17 protein-coding genes are annotated in these 16,021 nt (G+C 36.5%); 1 reads left to right on the top strand and 16 read right to left on the bottom strand.

What is annotated here, in order from left to right; genetic code table 11:
- Positions 1-38: 38 nt before the first annotated feature.
- From ACWNCI_RS11510 to ACWNCI_RS11470, 9 genes are all read right to left on the bottom strand, one after another.
- Positions 39-920, bottom strand: coding sequence for a hypothetical protein (locus ACWNCI_RS11510; RefSeq protein WP_449388414.1), 882 nt, complete (start codon positions 918-920; stop codon positions 39-41).
- A 1-nt stretch (position 921) separates the two neighbouring features.
- Positions 922-2,280, bottom strand: coding sequence for an NADH-quinone oxidoreductase subunit NuoF (nuoF, locus tag ACWNCI_RS11505; RefSeq protein ID WP_346984175.1), 1,359 nt, complete (start codon positions 2,278-2,280; stop codon positions 922-924).
- A gap of 101 nt (positions 2,281-2,381) precedes the next feature.
- Entirely contained in the window at positions 2,382-2,891 is a 510-nt protein-coding gene (locus ACWNCI_RS11500; protein ID WP_449388413.1) for an NADH-quinone oxidoreductase subunit NuoE family protein, read from the bottom strand.
- A gap of 133 nt (positions 2,892-3,024) precedes the next feature.
- Positions 3,025-4,248, bottom strand: coding sequence for an NADH dehydrogenase (quinone) subunit D (nuoD, locus tag ACWNCI_RS11495; RefSeq protein ID WP_042723044.1), 1,224 nt, complete (start codon positions 4,246-4,248; stop codon positions 3,025-3,027).
- A gap of 75 nt (positions 4,249-4,323) precedes the next feature.
- The gene (locus tag ACWNCI_RS11490; RefSeq protein WP_449388412.1) at positions 4,324-4,818 is read right to left on the bottom strand and encodes an NADH-quinone oxidoreductase subunit C; all 495 of its coding nucleotides are present in this window, start codon (positions 4,816-4,818) and stop codon (positions 4,324-4,326) included.
- 5 nt (positions 4,819-4,823) lie between these two features.
- Positions 4,824-5,384 carry an NADH-quinone oxidoreductase subunit B gene (locus ACWNCI_RS11485; protein WP_047397471.1) on the bottom strand — a complete coding sequence of 187 codons (561 nt, stop codon included), beginning with the start codon at positions 5,382-5,384 and terminating at the stop codon, positions 4,824-4,826.
- Between the two features lie 105 nt (positions 5,385-5,489).
- Positions 5,490-5,861, bottom strand: a complete 372-nt coding sequence (locus ACWNCI_RS11480) for an NADH-quinone oxidoreductase subunit A (RefSeq protein WP_027380112.1) — start codon at positions 5,859-5,861, stop codon at positions 5,490-5,492.
- A gap of 121 nt (positions 5,862-5,982) precedes the next feature.
- Entirely contained in the window at positions 5,983-6,159 is a 177-nt protein-coding gene (locus tag ACWNCI_RS11475) for a hypothetical protein (RefSeq protein WP_449388411.1), read from the bottom strand.
- A gap of 45 nt (positions 6,160-6,204) precedes the next feature.
- On the bottom strand, positions 6,205-7,332 hold the full coding sequence (locus tag ACWNCI_RS11470) for a GNAT family N-acetyltransferase (RefSeq protein WP_346984179.1): 1,128 nt from the start codon (positions 7,330-7,332) through the stop codon (positions 6,205-6,207).
- A gap of 103 nt (positions 7,333-7,435) precedes the next feature.
- Between ACWNCI_RS11470 and ACWNCI_RS11465 the strand changes: the two genes are divergently transcribed.
- The gene (locus tag ACWNCI_RS11465; RefSeq protein ID WP_346984180.1) at positions 7,436-8,146 is read left to right on the top strand and encodes a zinc metallopeptidase; all 711 of its coding nucleotides are present in this window, start codon (positions 7,436-7,438) and stop codon (positions 8,144-8,146) included.
- Here the strand turns inward: ACWNCI_RS11465 and ACWNCI_RS11460 are convergent.
- From ACWNCI_RS11460 to ACWNCI_RS11430, 7 genes are all read right to left on the bottom strand, one after another.
- Complete coding sequence (locus tag ACWNCI_RS11460) at positions 8,143-8,748, bottom strand: IMPACT family protein (RefSeq protein WP_346984181.1); 606 nt, start codon at positions 8,746-8,748, stop codon at positions 8,143-8,145. The genes ACWNCI_RS11465 and ACWNCI_RS11460 overlap by 4 nt on opposite strands.
- A 162-nt stretch (positions 8,749-8,910) precedes the next feature.
- Positions 8,911-9,096 carry a bacteriocin-like protein gene (locus tag ACWNCI_RS11455; RefSeq protein ID WP_346984182.1) on the bottom strand — a complete coding sequence of 62 codons (186 nt, stop codon included), beginning with the start codon at positions 9,094-9,096 and terminating at the stop codon, positions 8,911-8,913.
- Positions 9,097-9,196: 100 nt separating this feature from the next.
- Positions 9,197-10,222, bottom strand: coding sequence for a bifunctional diaminohydroxyphosphoribosylaminopyrimidine deaminase/5-amino-6-(5-phosphoribosylamino)uracil reductase RibD (gene ribD, locus ACWNCI_RS11450; RefSeq protein WP_449388410.1), 1,026 nt, complete (start codon positions 10,220-10,222; stop codon positions 9,197-9,199).
- 60 nt (positions 10,223-10,282) lie between these two features.
- Positions 10,283-12,088, bottom strand: a complete 1,806-nt coding sequence (locus ACWNCI_RS11445) for a DUF349 domain-containing protein (protein ID WP_449388409.1) — start codon at positions 12,086-12,088, stop codon at positions 10,283-10,285.
- A gap of 81 nt (positions 12,089-12,169) precedes the next feature.
- Positions 12,170-12,907: a shikimate dehydrogenase family protein gene (locus ACWNCI_RS11440; protein ID WP_449388408.1), complete on the bottom strand. Its 738-nt coding sequence runs from the start codon at positions 12,905-12,907 to the stop codon at positions 12,170-12,172.
- 60 nt (positions 12,908-12,967) lie between these two features.
- Complete coding sequence (locus tag ACWNCI_RS11435) at positions 12,968-14,761, bottom strand: endonuclease (RefSeq protein WP_449388407.1); 1,794 nt, start codon at positions 14,759-14,761, stop codon at positions 12,968-12,970.
- A 51-nt stretch (positions 14,762-14,812) separates the two neighbouring features.
- Positions 14,813-16,018, bottom strand: coding sequence for an ABC transporter permease (locus ACWNCI_RS11430; protein WP_449388406.1), 1,206 nt, complete (start codon positions 16,016-16,018; stop codon positions 14,813-14,815).
- Between the last annotated feature and the right edge of the window lie 3 nt (positions 16,019-16,021).

Genomic DNA, 16,021 nt, shown 5'->3' with positions numbered 1-16,021 from the left:
TATGCTTTTCGCTTATGCCTTGGCAATTAAGCTATATTTTAATTATACTTCTTTGTATTAAATGTATATCCGATTCCTGCAAGCACTTGTCCGAAAACAAAATCCTGACGAGCTTTATCCGGTTTATTGTTTAAGGTGGTTTTAATATCCCACATATTGATATATCCGGCTTTTGCCTCTGCTCTTAGCATCCAGTTTTTCCAGAAAACTAAGTTTAAACTGGATCTCAGGTCGGTTCCCATACCTGCAACGTGAAAACGGTCGCTTCTGTCATTACCAAAAAGTTTTACATTACTTTTCGGGAACATCACTCCCAATCCGGCTCCATAAGACCATACCAAATCTATATTTTTCTTATGAATAAGATTTTTGTATTTCTCAAGGCCTAAATTTTCATAATTAAGTCCGTCTGTATGCTCAAAAGTAAGAAATTCGCCATTAGATAAATCTATTTGACCATTCTGTACCATCGCCGCATATTTCGGATCTGAAATATGTCCTGAAAAATCAACCGTCTGATTTTGTTTCATCACATATTTCATGTGATCAATTCCAAGAACAAGTGCTAAATTATCTTTAATAAAATACCCTAGCCTGAAATTATATTGCGTCACTGTAAACCAGCTTGGATCAAAATATACAATTCCAAACTTTGTTGGTTTATCTCTTGCAGAAACATTATTTAACTGAAAATCATAACCGTTTCCGGTAAAATGAATATCAGAATTACTGAAAGCTCCTCTGTTCCATCCGTAAAAAACGAAAACCTGTCCTTTTTTGCTTAATGGTAAAGGCTTTTCTTTTTTTTCAGCTTTAAATGGAGTAACCTCCAATTTATATTCTTTTTCTATTGTGTCTTTTTTGACTTGTCCGAAAGCAAACCCCGACATCATTAGACCGATTGCTAATATCTGTTTCATTTTAAGCATTATTCTCAACTGCAGGGATTGGGTCTGCATAATGAGCCAATCCGTAATTTTGTGTTAAACACAATTCAGGGTTTTTAACATGCCATTCAAATTCATCTCTGAAATGACGGATTGCTGCTGCAACCGGCCAAGCCGCGGCGTCACCCAATGGGCAAATTGTATTTCCTTCGATCTTTCTCTGGATGTCCCAAAGCAGATCAATGTCCTCCATTTTTCCTTCTCCTTTCTCGATTTTCTTTAAAATCTTATACATCCATCCCGTTCCTTCACGACAAGGAGTACATTGTCCGCAACTTTCGTGATTATAGAATCTCGCTAAAGTCATGGTGTGTTCTACGATACACTGGTCTTCATCCAATACGATGAAACCTCCTGAACCCATCATGGTACCGGTGGCAAAACCACCGTCTGCCAATGATTCGTAGTTCATGTATCTTGGTTCTCCATTTACGGTTTTTAATAATAAATTAGCAGGAACAATCGGAACTGAGCTTCCTCCGGGGATACAAGCCTTTAATTTTTTTCCGTTTTTAATTCCGCCGCAATATTCTTCAGAGTAAATGAATTCTTCAACCGTAATGGTCATGTCGATTTCATAAACTCCTGGTTTATTGATGTTTCCACAAGCAGAAATTAATTTTGTACCTGTAGATCTTCCTACTCCTATTTTAGCGTATTCTGCTCCTGTAATATCAATAATCGGAACAATTGCTGCGATAGATTCAACGTTATTAACTACTGTTGGTCTTTCCCAAAGTCCTTTTACAGCAGGGAACGGCGGTTTTAATCTTGGATTTCCTCTTTTTCCTTCAAGAGATTCAAGTAATGCAGTTTCTTCACCACAGATATAGGCTCCTGCACCTCTTTGAACATAGATTTCCAAATCAAAGCCGGTTCCTAAAATATTTTTACCTAAAAATCCTGCTGCTTTCGCTTCTTCAATTGCCTCTTCCAGAATATCCGGAATCCATGAATATTCTCCACGAATGTAGATATAAGAAGTGTTGGAACCTAAACAGTACGATGAAATGAGCATTCCTTCAATCAATAAATGAGGAAGAAATTCCATCAGATATCTGTCTTTGAAAGTTCCCGGTTCAGATTCATCGGCATTTACCACCAAGTGTCTTGGAACACCCTCCGGTTTTGCCAGAAAGCTCCATTTCATCCCAGTTGGGAATCCTGCTCCACCACGGCCACGAAGTCCTGAAGCTTTTACTTCTTCCAGAATTTCATCCGGTGTCATTTTCAAGGCTTTTTCAGCTGCTGTGTAACCTCCCTGTTTGCGGTAGGTTTCAAAGTAGCGGATTCCTTCTATATGTGCGTCTTTAAGTAAAAGTTTTTTACTCATTTTTATTTGCTTATTGCAATTGGCTTTTGGCTTCTTGCATTAATTAGTATTAAACGTTAAGTGAATAATTTAAAATCTAAATCTAGAGTTTAAAATTTCTATTAGCCCAAATCAACCTGTCCTTCTCTGCAAAGATCAAGGATTTCGTCAACTTTTTCTATCGTTAAATTTTCATGGAAGAATTTTCCTAACTGCATCATCGGGGCATATCCGCAAGCGCCTAAACATTCAGCAGGTTTTAGTGTGAACATTCCGTCTTCCGTAGTTTCTCCGTCTTTAATGTTCAGTTTAGTCCTGATATGATTAAGGATTTTTTCGCTTCCTGAAACCATGCAAGGTCCCGTTCTGCAAACTTCCAAAACATATTTACCCACCGGCTTCATATTGAACATCGTATAGAAAGTTGCAACCTCATATACTTCAATCGGTTTGATGCTCAATAGTTCCGCAACATAATCCATTACCGGAACGTCTAACCATCCTCCGAATTCTTTTTGTGCTACGTGAAGTACAGGAATAAGAGCCGATTTTTGTCTTCCCTCAGGATATCTTGCGATAATTTTGTGTACCTGTGCTAAACTTTCCGGTTTAAAAGCTATTGTTTCGCTCATATTTAAAGATTTTAGATTTTAGATTTTAGATTTTAGATGAAAATCGTGTTCTAAAAATCTTATCAATTTTATAATTTTATTTTTAATAAATTTTAGATTAATTTAAAACTCATAATCTAAAATTTATAATTTCTTATGCGTCTAATTCTCCCGCAATAATATTCATACTACACATGGTTACGATCGCATCAGAAATTACAGAACCTGTAATCATCTCCGGATATGCCTGATAGTAGATAAAACATGGTCTTCTGAAATGCAGTCTGTAAGGACTTCTTCCACCATCACTCACCAAATAGAATCCTAATTCTCCGTTTCCACCTTCTACAGCGTGGTAAACTTCACCTTTAGGGACATCAGTTTCTCCCATTACGATTTTGAAATGGTAGATCAAAGCTTCCATTTTTTGATAAACATCTGCCTTTTCAGGAAGATAAAAATCAGGAACATCCGCGTGGAAAGGCCCTTCAGGAAGATTTTCGTATGCTTGTTTGATGATTTTGATGGATTCCCAGATCTCTTGTTGACGAACCATAAAACGGTCGTATGTATCACCGGAGGTTCCCACAGGAATAATAAAGTCGAAATCTTCATAAGAAGAATAAGGCTGTGCAACTCTTACGTCATAATCTACGCCGGTTGCCCTTAGGTTTGGACCTGTAAAACCATAGCTTAATGCTCTTTCTGCAGAAATTCCTCCCGCTCCTATGGTTCTGTCCATGAAAATTCTGTTTCTTTCCAATAAAGTACAGAATTCTTTGAATCTTGGCGGGAAAGTCTTAAGGAAATCCTTGATCAACTCGTGGAATTTCGGTGTGAAATCTCTTTCAAAACCTCCGATTCTTCCCATATTGGTCGTCATTCTCGCTCCGCAGATCTGCTCATACATATCATAAATACGCTCTCTTTCGATGAACATATAGGTAAGACCGGTAATCGCTCCGGAGTCCATCCCGGTTACACCATTACAAATAAGGTGGTCACCGATTCTTGCCAATTCCATTAAAATGACCCGCATATAATCTACACGTTTTGGAACTTCAACGCCAATCAGCTTTTCAACGGTCATGTGCCAACCCAGATTATTAATAGGTGCAGAACAGTAATTCATACGGTCGGTAAGGGTAGTAATCTGAGAATAGTTTCTTCTTTCCGAAATTTTCTCAAATGCTCTGTGGATATATCCCACTGTTTGCTCCGCGTGAAGGATTCTTTCTCCGTCCATCGTTAAGACATTCTGGAAAATCCCGTGCGTTGCAGGGTGAGTAGGGCCTAAATTGAGGGTATATAATTGTCCGTCAATCTGTTCCTTGCTGTCGTATTGGTTAAGTATATTAGATAATGAGTTATCTTTCATAATTTAAATGCTTTAGGCTATAGGCTATAGGCTTTAAGCTTATTGCTTACTGCTTACTGCTTATTGCATTATATTTTATCTTCCGAACATGCTATCGTTCTTATCGGTTCTTGTTCCGTCCTCCAAACGATATTCCTTCAACATAGGATGGTATCCAAGATCTTCCATATTTAAAATAGGTCTGAGATCCGGATGCCCTTTAAATTTAATTCCGAAGAAGTCAAAAGTTTCTCTTTCCATCCAGTTGGCTCCTGCATATAAATCCACTAAGGAATCAACCTCGATATTTTCTCTGGACATAAAGATTTTAAGACGCAATCTGAAGTTTGTCATCATATTATGAAGGTGATAAACCACTCCGATTTCTTTTTCAGGATATTCCGGGTAATGGATTCCACAAACATCTGTAAGGAAATTGATTTCTAAAGATGAATCTTTAAGATAGTGAATGATCTTCTTTAAATCTTCCTTTTTCACCTCAATTGTCTGCATTCCATAAGGTTCTGAACTCGAAATTACGGACTCCGGAAATTCTCTTGTAATTGCTTCTAATACAAATTCGTTTGTCATTTCCGTTAGTTGCTTATGTTGTAAGAATCTAATAATTTCTGGTATTCAGGCATATCTCTTCTTCTGATGCTTTCGCTTTCTGCCAAAGCCTGAACCTGCATTACGCCTTCAATGATCTGCTCCGGTCTTGGAGGACACCCCGGAACATAAACGTCTACCGGAATAATTTTATCGATACCCTGTAACACAGAATAGGTATCAAAAATACCACCGCTGGAAGCACAGGCTCCCACTGCTACCACCCATTTCGGCTCTGCCATCTGAGTGTAAACTTCTTTTAGGACAGGTCCTAATTTTTTAGATATAGTTCCGCAAACCATCAGCATATCTGCCTGTCTTGGCGAGAAAGAGTTTCTTTCCATACCAAATCTTGAAGCATCATATGTTGGGTTCAGGGTCGCCATAAACTCGATACCACAACAAGAGGTTGCAAAAGGCAACGGCCAAAGCGAAAACTTTCTTGCCATCCCGATTACACTGCTCAGTTTCGTTGCGAAAAACCCTTCTCCTTCAAATCCTTCCGGAGCAGGTGCATCTGTTCTTATTACTGGTTTGTTATCTGACATTTTAGTAGATTTTAGATTTTAAATTTTAGATTTTAAATTATTGTTAATGTTAACTTTAATTAAAAATCACCATCTAAAATTTTTAATTTAAAATTTTTATTTTTTTTATTTATCCCAGTCTAGTGCGCCACGTTTCCAGACATAGAAAAATGCCATAAAGAAAATCGCCACAAAGGTAAGAACGGCAAGGAATCCTTCCATCCCGAATTCTCTGAAGTTGACCGCATACGGATAAAAAAATACGATTTCAATATCGAATAATACGAACAATACCGCCGTCAAAAAGTATTTAATTGAAAACGGTGTTCTTGCATTCCCTTCTACCGGGACTCCACACTCCCAGCTTTGGTTTTTCACAGAATTTCCTTTTTTCTGTTTCGGACCTAAAAAATGCGCTCCAAGCAAAGAAATGGCTACGAAACCTATCGCAACACCTGCTTGTATAAGGATTGGAATATAACTTTCAGGTAAATTCATTTTTGCATTATTATCTCAATTTGCAAATTTAGCGAATAAACAAGAAAGCATGAAATTTATCGGGTTAAAAGTCGCTTCAAAATGAAGAAAACTCATAATTTAGAATGAATAAAAATAATGCTTATTTTCTCATTTTTTTTAAGAGAGAAAGCGCCATAAAAGAAATATAAGCAAACAATATACTTGCATAGATGATATTAATGGCAGTATCGGTTCTGTCGTCTCCTGACTGCAGAAAAATATTAAAAATGATGAATCCTGCGATTAAAACTCCAAAAATAATAAGATGGATTTTCATAAATTAAAGACTGGATAAGTCTACTTTTTTTGGTTTGAAAGAAAATTATTTGATATTTAAAGAATATGTGCGTCTTCTTTTATGGTTAACAGGATTGTAATCCTGCCACAAAAGCTGAACACTTTTGTTTTCTTCCAATTCAGGATTCGTTTCCAGATATTTTACTCCTTTTTTTCTTAAAAGTTTCCATATCTCTTTAAAAATAATGGAAGTAACGCCTCTTCGCTGATAATCTGGATGGATTCCTATTAAATAAAAATTTGCCCGGTCGTTTTTCTTTCCGGCTTTCAAAAAATGCCACCATCCGAAGGGCAAAAGTTTTCCTCCTGATTTTTGTAAAGCTATTGAATAAGAAGGCATTGTAATAGCAAAAGCGACGAGCTGATCTGCATCATCAGCAACGCATACAATGTAATCTTTATCGATTAATTTAAAATATTTTTCCTTGTACGTTTTGCGCTGTTCATCGGAAATAGGAGTGTATGTAGATAAATGCTTATAGGTTTCATCCAGAAGGTCAAACATAGGATCAACATATTCAATAATCTCTTCTTTCGATTTGAAATTTAAAACTTTAAGCTTGTATTTTTGAGAGATTAATTCATTGAATTTGTGAATTTTATCAGGAAGTATTTCCGGGAATTGGAGTTCGAATTCTACCCATTCCTTTTCTTTTGTTAAACCTAATTGTTCAAGATGTTTTGGATAATATTCATGATTGTAAATTCCGATCATCGTTGCCAACTTGTCGAATCCTAAAGTCAGCATTCCTGCTTTGTCGAGATTCGTGAAGCCCATCGGGCCTTCTATTTTGTCAATGCTTTTTTCTTTGGCGTAATTTATGACTGTGTCAATTAGGGCTTTAGATACTTCGAAGTCATCAATAAAATCAATCCATCCAAACCGGACTTTTTTTATTCCCAGTTCTCTTTCTTCTTTGTGATTGATCATTACTGCGATTCTGCCTGCAATTTTGTCTTCTTTAAAAGCCAGGAACTGTTTAGATTCAGAATATTGCATAGCCGGATTTTCAGCTGGATTCCAGATATTGATTTCATCATTAATGAATGACGGAACGTAATATGGATTGTTCTTATACAGATCCATAGGAAACCTGACGAATTGCTTTAACTGAGCAGCGTTTGTTACTTCAATTACTGAAACTTTAGACATAGTTTTAAAGGCAAATTAATAAGCAAATATAACCAATTAAATGTAATACTTTGGCACAGTTTTTACATCTTGTTGTGTGAAAATATATTGTAAAGTTACTAAGATGAATGGGTATTATCTGATTATTATTGTTTCAATGGCTGTGAGCTGGTATGTCTCGTGGAAATTGAAATCGAAATTTGAATTTTATTCTAAAGTACACCTCAGAAATGGACTTTCCGGAAAAGAAATCGCTGAAAGAATGCTTAAAGATAGCGGGATTAATGATGTTCAGGTAATTTCTGTTCCCGGACAACTGACGGATCATTATAATCCTGAAAATAAAACAGTCAATCTTTCTGAGGCTGTTTATATGCAGAGAAATGCTGCCGCCGCCGCCGTTGCAGCGCACGAATGTGGACACGCTGTACAGCATAAAGTGGGATATTCTATGTTGCAGTTGCGGTCGAAACTAGTGCCGGTTGTGCAGATAAGTTCAAATCTGATGCAGTTTGTGGTGATCGCAGGAGTCATGATTATGATTGCGACCCGATCTATTGAAAATCCTACGGGAAACAGACTGGTGCTGGCAATAGGAGTAATAATGTTTGCGTTCACCACGCTGTTTGCATTTATAACGCTTCCTGTAGAATACGATGCCAGCAACAGAGCAATGAAATGGCTCAGAGATACGGGTACTGTGACGACTGAAGAGTATGTAGGAGTGAAAGACAGTTTAAAATGGGCTGCGAGAACTTATGTAGTGGCGGCAATTGGTTCACTTGCGCAACTGCTTTACTGGGCATCACTTCTTATGGGAGGAAGGAGAAATTAATTATCTTTAAAATTAAAAATAATATGCTGCATCTCGGACAATTTGTCTGAGATGCTTTCTTTTTGTGACAGTTTCAGAGAAGCGGTGACAAGACACTGTTCATTGGCGTCGAAATTTGTCACTTTCGCATCATATTTTGATAGTAAGGTGAAAATAATATTCTGCTGGTTGAAATTGAACGTAATTTCTATAGAGGTTTCCAGTTCTTTTGTGACAATCCGGGCTTCTTCCAAAGTAATTTTAGCACACTCTTTATACGCTTTTACTAAGCCGGAAACTCCTAGTTTTGTTCCACCGTAATAACGAACTGAAATCACCAGAACATTGGTAATTTCATGAGCCAATAATTGATTGTAAATAGGAAGGCCTGCACTTCCGGAAGGTTCTCCGTCATCATTGGCCCGATAATTTTCACCATTTAATCCGATTCTGAATGCATAACAATGATGTGTAGCTTTCGGATGTTCTAAGCGTATTTTTTCTAAAGCGTTTTTTAGCTCTTCCTCATTATTTACAGGAAAAGCAAATCCGATAAATTTGCTGCCTTTTTCTTTTAATAATATATTTTCGACCGGAAATTCTATCGTTTTGAAATTGAACATAATTAAAAACTAACTTGCTTTACATTAAATTTCCAAAGTTAAAACTTTTTCAAAATACATTTTTATAATAAACACAAAAGAGAACCGAAGTTCTCTTTAATTTCATTAGTAAGGAAAATTCTCTTCCCGGTTATCTATATTCGATGTCTGAAAACTAAAATATCATAATTCAACACCCGGAGTAGCACAGGCCTGGTCAAGCGGCACACATTTACCGTTGCAGTTATAATAAAGATGGGGATTGCATGGGCAAACCATTTGATTGAGTACAATGTCAAAATAACAGCTAGGAATTCCTCCGCTTACTGATTTCAGTTCTCTCTTTGAAAGTTTTCTTAAATTTTTCATGATGTATAGGTTTTTAAGTTGATCATGAAGTTACGAATTAATTTCAAAGTATAGTGATATTTTAAAATATTTATTGTGTTAAATATTGATTATTAAAGTATTATCTTTTTTTATAGAACTCAATGACGTTGTCTCTGAATTCTTCCTTTCTGAATGGTTTAAGGTCCTTAATTAATGGAGCTTCTGTACCATTATTAAGTTTAAGATTTTCATTTTTTATAATAATTGCTTCGTCCCAAAGCCCTTTATTGATGAACTGTTGTAACGTGAATCTTCCGCCTTCAATAATCACCGACTGGATCTGTTCTTTGTATAAAACATTCATCAGCTCATTCAGGAAATTTTCTTTTCTGATTTTGATAAACTTTATATTTCCCTGCTCTTCTTCCTTGATTGTATTTATAATCAATGTTTTCGCTTCCTGATTGTAAATATTGAAAGTTTCTGGAACTTTCAGTTCAAAATCAATGAGAATTCTTACGGGATTTTTGCCCTCTACATTTCTCACTGTAAGGCCTGGATTGTCGTTTAAAGCAGTTTGTGTTCCTACAAGAATGGCGTGTTCATCGGCTCTAAGTTGATGAACAAATTGATTCACTATAGAATTTGAAATTGAATAAGGTTTAAAATCTTTATCTAAAAATCCATCGCCGGATTGTGCCCATTTCAGAATAATGTAAGGTCTTTTTTTCTCGTGATAAGTGAAAAATCTTTTATTTAAATCCAGACACTCTTTTTCTAAAATCCCTGAGACAACTTCAATTCCGGCGTCCTGAATGATTTTTTTTCCCTTTCCGTTCACTTTGTCGTGAGAATCCATTGCGCCGATTACGACTCTCCTGAATCCCAATTCTTTAATTTTCAATGCACACGGAGGTGTTTTCCCATAATGTGCGCAAGGTTCCAGCGACACATAGATGGTAGATTCCGGAATCAGGGATTTGTCTTTAACAGAGTTGATCGCATTGATTTCAGCATGGTTTTCACCGGCTTTATGATGATATCCTTCCCCGATAATTTTGTCATTATGCACAATAACACTTCCTACCAGCGGGTTTGGGTAAGTTTTTCCAAGAGCTTTACTAGCAAGCTCTATGCATCTTTTTATATAAAATTCGTCCTGCATATTGAATGAAAAAAGCGAAGACAAATTGCTTTGCTCCGCCTTTTTAGATTTTAAATTGTATTATTCTCCGGCAATAATGCTGTGAAGATTTTGTTTTAACGTTTCCAGATGAGCTTTTTTTCCATCAATCGATTCAAAAGTTTCTCTCAATAAAGGATTTTCTCTTGATGGATTTTTAAAGAATGCCAGATTATTTTCTAGCTTCACGATTTCAGCTTCAAGATCTGAGATCTGGTTTTTGATTTTTCGTGCTTTATCCGTCAACTGGTTTTCAGATAAACCTTCTTCCTTCAGTTCAAGTTCATTGATCTTATTCAGCTTCAGTTTTTCTCTCAACGTTTTGTTGAATTCTGTATTGATTGAAATTTTATCCCTCGGAACTTTCCCGATATTATTCCAGGCTGTTTTGATAGCTTCAATTCTTTCGATGCTACCTTCTTCGTTACTTACCGTTTTAAGATCTTCAAGAATCGCCTTTTTCTGCTTGTAATTTTCTTTCCAGTTATCGGTAGAGGCATTGCTTTTATCTCTGTAATTGTTGAAAAAAGCGTTGCATGCATCACGAAATTCATCCCAGATTTTATTCGTCATGCTTTTCGGAACATGCCCGATTTTTTTCCAGTCTTCCTGAAGTTTTTTAAACAACGGAACAGCAATGTCCCATTCTTCATTGTTCTGATTGTCTTTTGCTGTCTGGATTAATTTTAATTTTTCCTCAAGATTAGACTGCTGAGAGCCTTTTAGTGATTTGTAGTAAGTGTTTTTTGTAGTGTTAAAAGCGCGTAGCGTCGTTTTAAAATCATTCCAGTTCTGATTGGAAAGTTTCCTCGGAACGCTTCCTGTTTTTAAAAATTCTGAGCGTAGCTCTTCAACCCTTTTGATTGAATTTTGCCAGTAACTGTGGTTTGGATTGTCAGACGGTTCCGAAAGTTTTTTTATTTCTGCGATAATCTGATTTTTCTTTTCAAGATTTTCGTTTTGTTCCGTTTCTATTGCGGCTGAAAGCTCAGATTTTCTTTCATGGATTTTATTGGAAATTTCCTTAAATTCTTCCCATGTTTTTTCACGGAATTCTTCAGCTACCGGTTCGGCTTCTTCTTTCCACAGTTTATGAAGATATTGCAGTTCATTGAGTGCCTTCTGAATAACAGGTTCATGCTCAAGCTGCTTGGCACGTTCGATAATATGCTGTCTTTTTTCGAGATTATGACTGTATTCCTGCTCAAGAAATTCTTTATTTAAATCCAACATTTGATAAAATTGGTTCAAATGATGGAAATAATTATTGTTAAGAATTTTGAATTCAGATTTGGCAACCTGACCTGCATGAGACCAGTCTTCTTTAATCTCTCTTATTGATTTAAAAAGATTGGTTCCCGGTTCGGAATTCGTATAAAGATTTTTAAGTCTTTCAATAATATTCTGGCGATGTTCCAGGTTTTTTTTCTGCTCTTCTTCCTGGCCTTTTTGGTAAGTATCGTGTTTTTCTCTGAAAATATTTACCAAAGCCGAAAATCTTGCCTGTGCAGGATGCTCATAGCTGAAATTTTCTGGAGCGTTTCCGGCATCTGTATATTCGTGTTTTTTGTCTTCCACTTCATCGTGAATGTAATGACTTGCTTTTTCTTTCAGCTGATTAAACCTTTTAAAATCCTCACCGGCATTAGGTGCATTGATGATTTTTTCCATTTCCTTCAAAGCGTCAGCCAGAGAGATATCGGCCTCTTCATGTTCTTCTTCATGTTCATTTTCGTCATGGACGACGTTCTCTTCCTTAGGTTCGGTATTTTCTGAAGTTTCTTCGTGAGGGATTGGATTAGAATTCTTATTTTCCTCGTTTTCAGAAAGGTTGTTTTCTGTAATCATAGCAAATCGTTTATTGTGAGTGGCATTTAAATATATCCTCTAAATATATAGTAAAAAAGCCAATTATAGTACTAATTTATGTTATTTTTTTTGAAAATTCCAAATTTCCCATGCTTTTTCTGCTTGCTGCTCAAGCATATAATATCCATTCACGGTTTTGGCCCCGTTTTCAGCTGCTTTGATGATAAATTGTGTGTAGTTTGGATTATAAATAAGGTCAATAACGAGATGATCTTTCGTTAAACCGTCAAACGGAAATTTCAGGCAGTCGTCTACGTTGGGGAAAGTACCAACAGGCGTGCACTGAATGATGATTTTATGGTTTTCGACCGTTTTGCTGGTCAGGTTTTCGTAATTGATTTCTGTTTTTCTTGAGACTGTAATAGAAGGAATATTATGTTTATCCAAAACATATTTCACTGCTTTTGCTGCTCCTCCGTTTCCTAAAATAATGGCAGAATTCTGATGGGCTTTTTTATGGAGCAACAACGTTTTTTCAAATCCGAAAGCGTCAGTATTATATCCTGTTTTTTTTCCGTTCTCAATTAAAACACAATTTACGGCCCCAATTTTTTCGGCTTCATCACTCAAGCTATCCAGATAACCGATGATTTTTTCTTTGTAAGGAATTGTGACATTAAACCCTAAAAGCCCTGGAGCTGAAAAAAGAGCATCAACTTCATTGATTTCCGTTAAATCAAAAATATTGTAGGAATATCCTTTCAGCATGAGTTTCTGAAATTTATTTTCAAAGAATTTTTTAGAGAAAGAATAAGAAATATTTCTTCCGATCAACCCTAATTTTTTGTTGGAATCCATAGTATAAAAATAAAAAAAAGACCGGACAAAACCGGTCTTTATTCAAAATATTTTCAAATCTTATTCAACGATAAATTTTGTAGAATAAGAATCTGTTGTAAGGATGTAATTTCCTTTTGATAACCCTTTAAGATTTATTTTATTTGAATTTCTGAAAGGGTTTTCTATTGTTTCGATTAATTTTCCTGAAAGGTCGTAGATCTGCGCTTTTGAAATTTTATTAAGGTTTTCACCTTTTACAAAAAGCTCATTGTTTTTTACAGGATTAGGATAAATGGAAAAAATAGGCTTATTTTTAGAATTTTCAACAATTCCCAGCACTCCGGCGCATGTCCAGCTCACATCATCAATGGCAACTCTGTTGGAAGAGACCGGGTTGATAAATTTAATGACTGCATTTCCTGTGACATTAATATTATTGATAGTGAATGTTCCTACTGTTGCGCTGTAAGGGATTGTTCCCACCTGAGTTCCGTTTACTTCAACATTCAATGAACTTGCAGATCCTGAGAATTTTAGCTGGGTAGTAACTGTAAGACTCTGAACCCCGCTGGAAATTGCTGAACTTAATAAATACCCGTCTCTGATGGTAATTGCTTTTCCATTGATAGTTTGGTCAGTTCTTGCATCTGTTGCATTCCATGTGATACCGTTGTTAGTCCATGTTCTGGTTGTGTAATTGGTTGCGCTTGCAGGAATGGTCGTAAAATCTTCTGTTCCACACACGGTTCCTGTCTGTCCTCCCGAAAGAGTAGCTTCCGTAACCGTATTACTTTGTGTTGAAGGATTTCCGCTTGTATCTTTAGCAATAACATAAAAACTGTAAGTTGTTGAAGGCATCAGCCCATAAACAGTCGCTGTAGTTCCGGTAACGGTTGTATTTAAAACGCCATTTTTATAAACATCGTAAGCTGCCACTCCCAGATTGTCTGTAGAAGCTGTCCAGCTTAAAGAAATTGAATTTGCAGTAGGGTTGCTTGCTGCTAAATTGGTCGGTGCGGTCGGTGCCTCTGTATCCACAACTGTAGTTCCCCAAATTTCGTTAACATATTCTGGGTGATCAATATAGGGATTTCTGTTTCCCTGATATAAGTAAGATGCGTTGTTTCGGGCAATTTCTGTTTGTGAAACCGGGTCTAATGTGTTCCAGGCTAAGAGCTGGTTAAGTTCCCATGTCTGTAATCCCGGGAAAGCAGAGCCTCCCAGTATATTCCCTGTGGAAAAACCTGAAAGCTGAGATTCATATCTTGTTATAAAATAAAAAATCATTCTTGCCACATCTCCTTTGAAAGCGTCAACAGGTTCGAAAACGATTCCTGAATATCCTGGCGAAACGGAATTACCTACTTTTGAACCATTCTGAGAAGTGAACGTTGAATTTCCTACGATTCCGAACGGATAGTTTGATCTCATTCCATTTACCTTTCCGTCAGTCGGTCTGATGAAATGAATATCTGAAACCATTGGTGCAGTACTGTTGAAAAGACTTTGTGGAACAATATGTTCTCTGTTGTAGCAATCACCCTCTACGCCATAAGTTCCACATTGATTTGTACCATAAGTATAGGTGTAAGGATCGGTTCCGTTGGGGTTTTCAGAATACATGTCCAGAATTGTTCCGTCATTTTCATATCCCGGAATTCCTGCGATGTTATCGCGGTCTGTTGTCTGGTAGCTGGTCCATAATCCACCATAGCCATGGTCTACGTGTCCGGATGTAATAATGTCTTTAAGTTTAGTTTTTAATGCTGCTCCGGAAAGACCGGTAGTGCCGTCGTAATATCCCGTAGGAATCTGAGCAAATGTACTGATGAAGACAAAGCTCATTAATAAAGAGAATAAAATACGTTTCATTTTTTTTAAATTTGGTCGGTAAAAGTAAAAAAAAATTGTACGTGTGAAATATTAACTTTTGGTAATGTAGTCCTTGCCGATTTTAGAGAATACCCATGAAATACCGATACCAAAAAGTGCTGCGGTAACGGAAACCGTTAAATAATTTTTACCAACAATTTTTATAGGAAAAGGTAATATCTCATTCGCTTTAAAAAACTCTGTATATTGCTGGAAAAAGCAAAGTGCAGTTCCTATTATCAACCCGGAAATAATTCCCAGCACGACAATAAGAATTCCTGTATAAAAATAAATCTGTCTCAAATGGCTTAAAGGAAGTCCCAGGGAAACCAAAGATCTGGCCTGCTGTTTTTTATCAAGCTGTAAAATAATAATGGCTCCTGCCAGATTAAAAGTGGTTATAAAAATCACCAAAGCAAAAATTAGATAGATAAACAGCTTTTCGGTATTGATCATTTTCCAAAATGCTGCATTTTCTTCTTCCTTGGTTTTGATCTCAATGTTTTTTCCGAGAGAAGAAAGAAGCTGCTGTTTTACGGTATTGGCGTTGTCCGGATTTTTAAGTTTAACAACAATCTGATAAGCAGAGTGTTTTGGGAGATCCAATAATTCTTCAGTCAGCTCAATAGGCGAGATGATATAATTATCCAGTTGGTCCTTTCCCGGAAATATTCCTGTTACAAGAATATCTTTTTTGTTGTAAATATCGTCTTCTTTATTAATGATTCCGGTCCCCGGCTTAGGCATAAAAATAGTTGCATACCCCGAACTTGAAGAGACCGGGACAGAAAGTCTGTTATCAAGAGAGTTTTCCATTAAAACCTCATTAGAATATTTAAAAGTCGGATAAGATCCGTAGAAAATATCTTTATCAATGGGGTTAACCTTGGTATATGCGGAATCAACACCTCTCAGGTAAGCAATGTCGCCTTTTCCGTTGTAGCTGATATATACTTTTTCTTCAATTATTCTTGAAAAATGACTGATCTCTTTATTGCTTTTAAGCACGGAATTGATTGTATTAAAATCTTTCAGTGTTTTTCCTGAAATACTTTTAATGGTAAGGTCTGCATGGAGGTTGGAAATCAGATCTTTATTAAGGTCTTCCAAACCTGAAAAAACGGAAATAATGACAAACATTGCGGTAACGGCAACCGTCATGGCTCCTACTGCCAGCCACGTAATAAATGTAACGGCAGTACTTCCTTTTTTAGATAAAAGGTATCTGGAAGCTATATAAAATGCAATGTTCTTCAAGGT

Source organism: Chryseobacterium lineare (genome assembly GCF_977014045.1).
The sequence above is the reverse complement of the archived record's forward strand: the minus strand, read 5'-3'. Positions and strand labels throughout refer to the sequence as shown.

Coding starts and splice junctions, on each gene's coding strand:
- ACWNCI_RS11475 (WP_449388411.1), bottom strand. CDS start 6,159: ATGAAAATCCATCTTATTATTTTTGGAGTTTTAATCGCAGGATTCATC.
- ribD (WP_449388410.1), bottom strand. CDS start 10,222: ATGCAGGACGAATTTTATATAAAAAGATGCATAGAGCTTGCTAGTAAA.
- ACWNCI_RS11485 (WP_047397471.1), bottom strand. CDS start 5,384: ATGTCAGATAACAAACCAGTAATAAGAACAGATGCACCTGCTCCGGAA.
- ACWNCI_RS11445 (WP_449388409.1), bottom strand. CDS start 12,088: ATGATTACAGAAAACAACCTTTCTGAAAACGAGGAAAATAAGAATTCT.
- ACWNCI_RS11470 (WP_346984179.1), bottom strand. CDS start 7,332: ATGTCTAAAGTTTCAGTAATTGAAGTAACAAACGCTGCTCAGTTAAAG.
- ACWNCI_RS11480 (WP_027380112.1), bottom strand. CDS start 5,861: ATGAATTTACCTGAAAGTTATATTCCAATCCTTATACAAGCAGGTGTT.
- ACWNCI_RS11510 (WP_449388414.1), bottom strand. CDS start 920: ATGAAACAGATATTAGCAATCGGTCTAATGATGTCGGGGTTTGCTTTC.
- ACWNCI_RS11435 (WP_449388407.1), bottom strand. CDS start 14,761: ATGAAACGTATTTTATTCTCTTTATTAATGAGCTTTGTCTTCATCAGT.
- ACWNCI_RS11465 (WP_346984180.1), top strand. CDS start 7,436: ATGAATGGGTATTATCTGATTATTATTGTTTCAATGGCTGTGAGCTGG.
- ACWNCI_RS11440 (WP_449388408.1), bottom strand. CDS start 12,907: ATGGATTCCAACAAAAAATTAGGGTTGATCGGAAGAAATATTTCTTAT.
- nuoD (WP_042723044.1), bottom strand. CDS start 4,248: ATGAAAGATAACTCATTATCTAATATACTTAACCAATACGACAGCAAG.
- nuoF (WP_346984175.1), bottom strand. CDS start 2,280: ATGAGTAAAAAACTTTTACTTAAAGACGCACATATAGAAGGAATCCGC.
- ACWNCI_RS11460 (WP_346984181.1), bottom strand. CDS start 8,748: ATGTTCAATTTCAAAACGATAGAATTTCCGGTCGAAAATATATTATTA.
- ACWNCI_RS11490 (WP_449388412.1), bottom strand. CDS start 4,818: ATGACAAACGAATTTGTATTAGAAGCAATTACAAGAGAATTTCCGGAG.
- ACWNCI_RS11455 (WP_346984182.1), bottom strand. CDS start 9,096: ATGAAAAATTTAAGAAAACTTTCAAAGAGAGAACTGAAATCAGTAAGC.
- ACWNCI_RS11500 (WP_449388413.1), bottom strand. CDS start 2,891: ATGAGCGAAACAATAGCTTTTAAACCGGAAAGTTTAGCACAGGTACAC.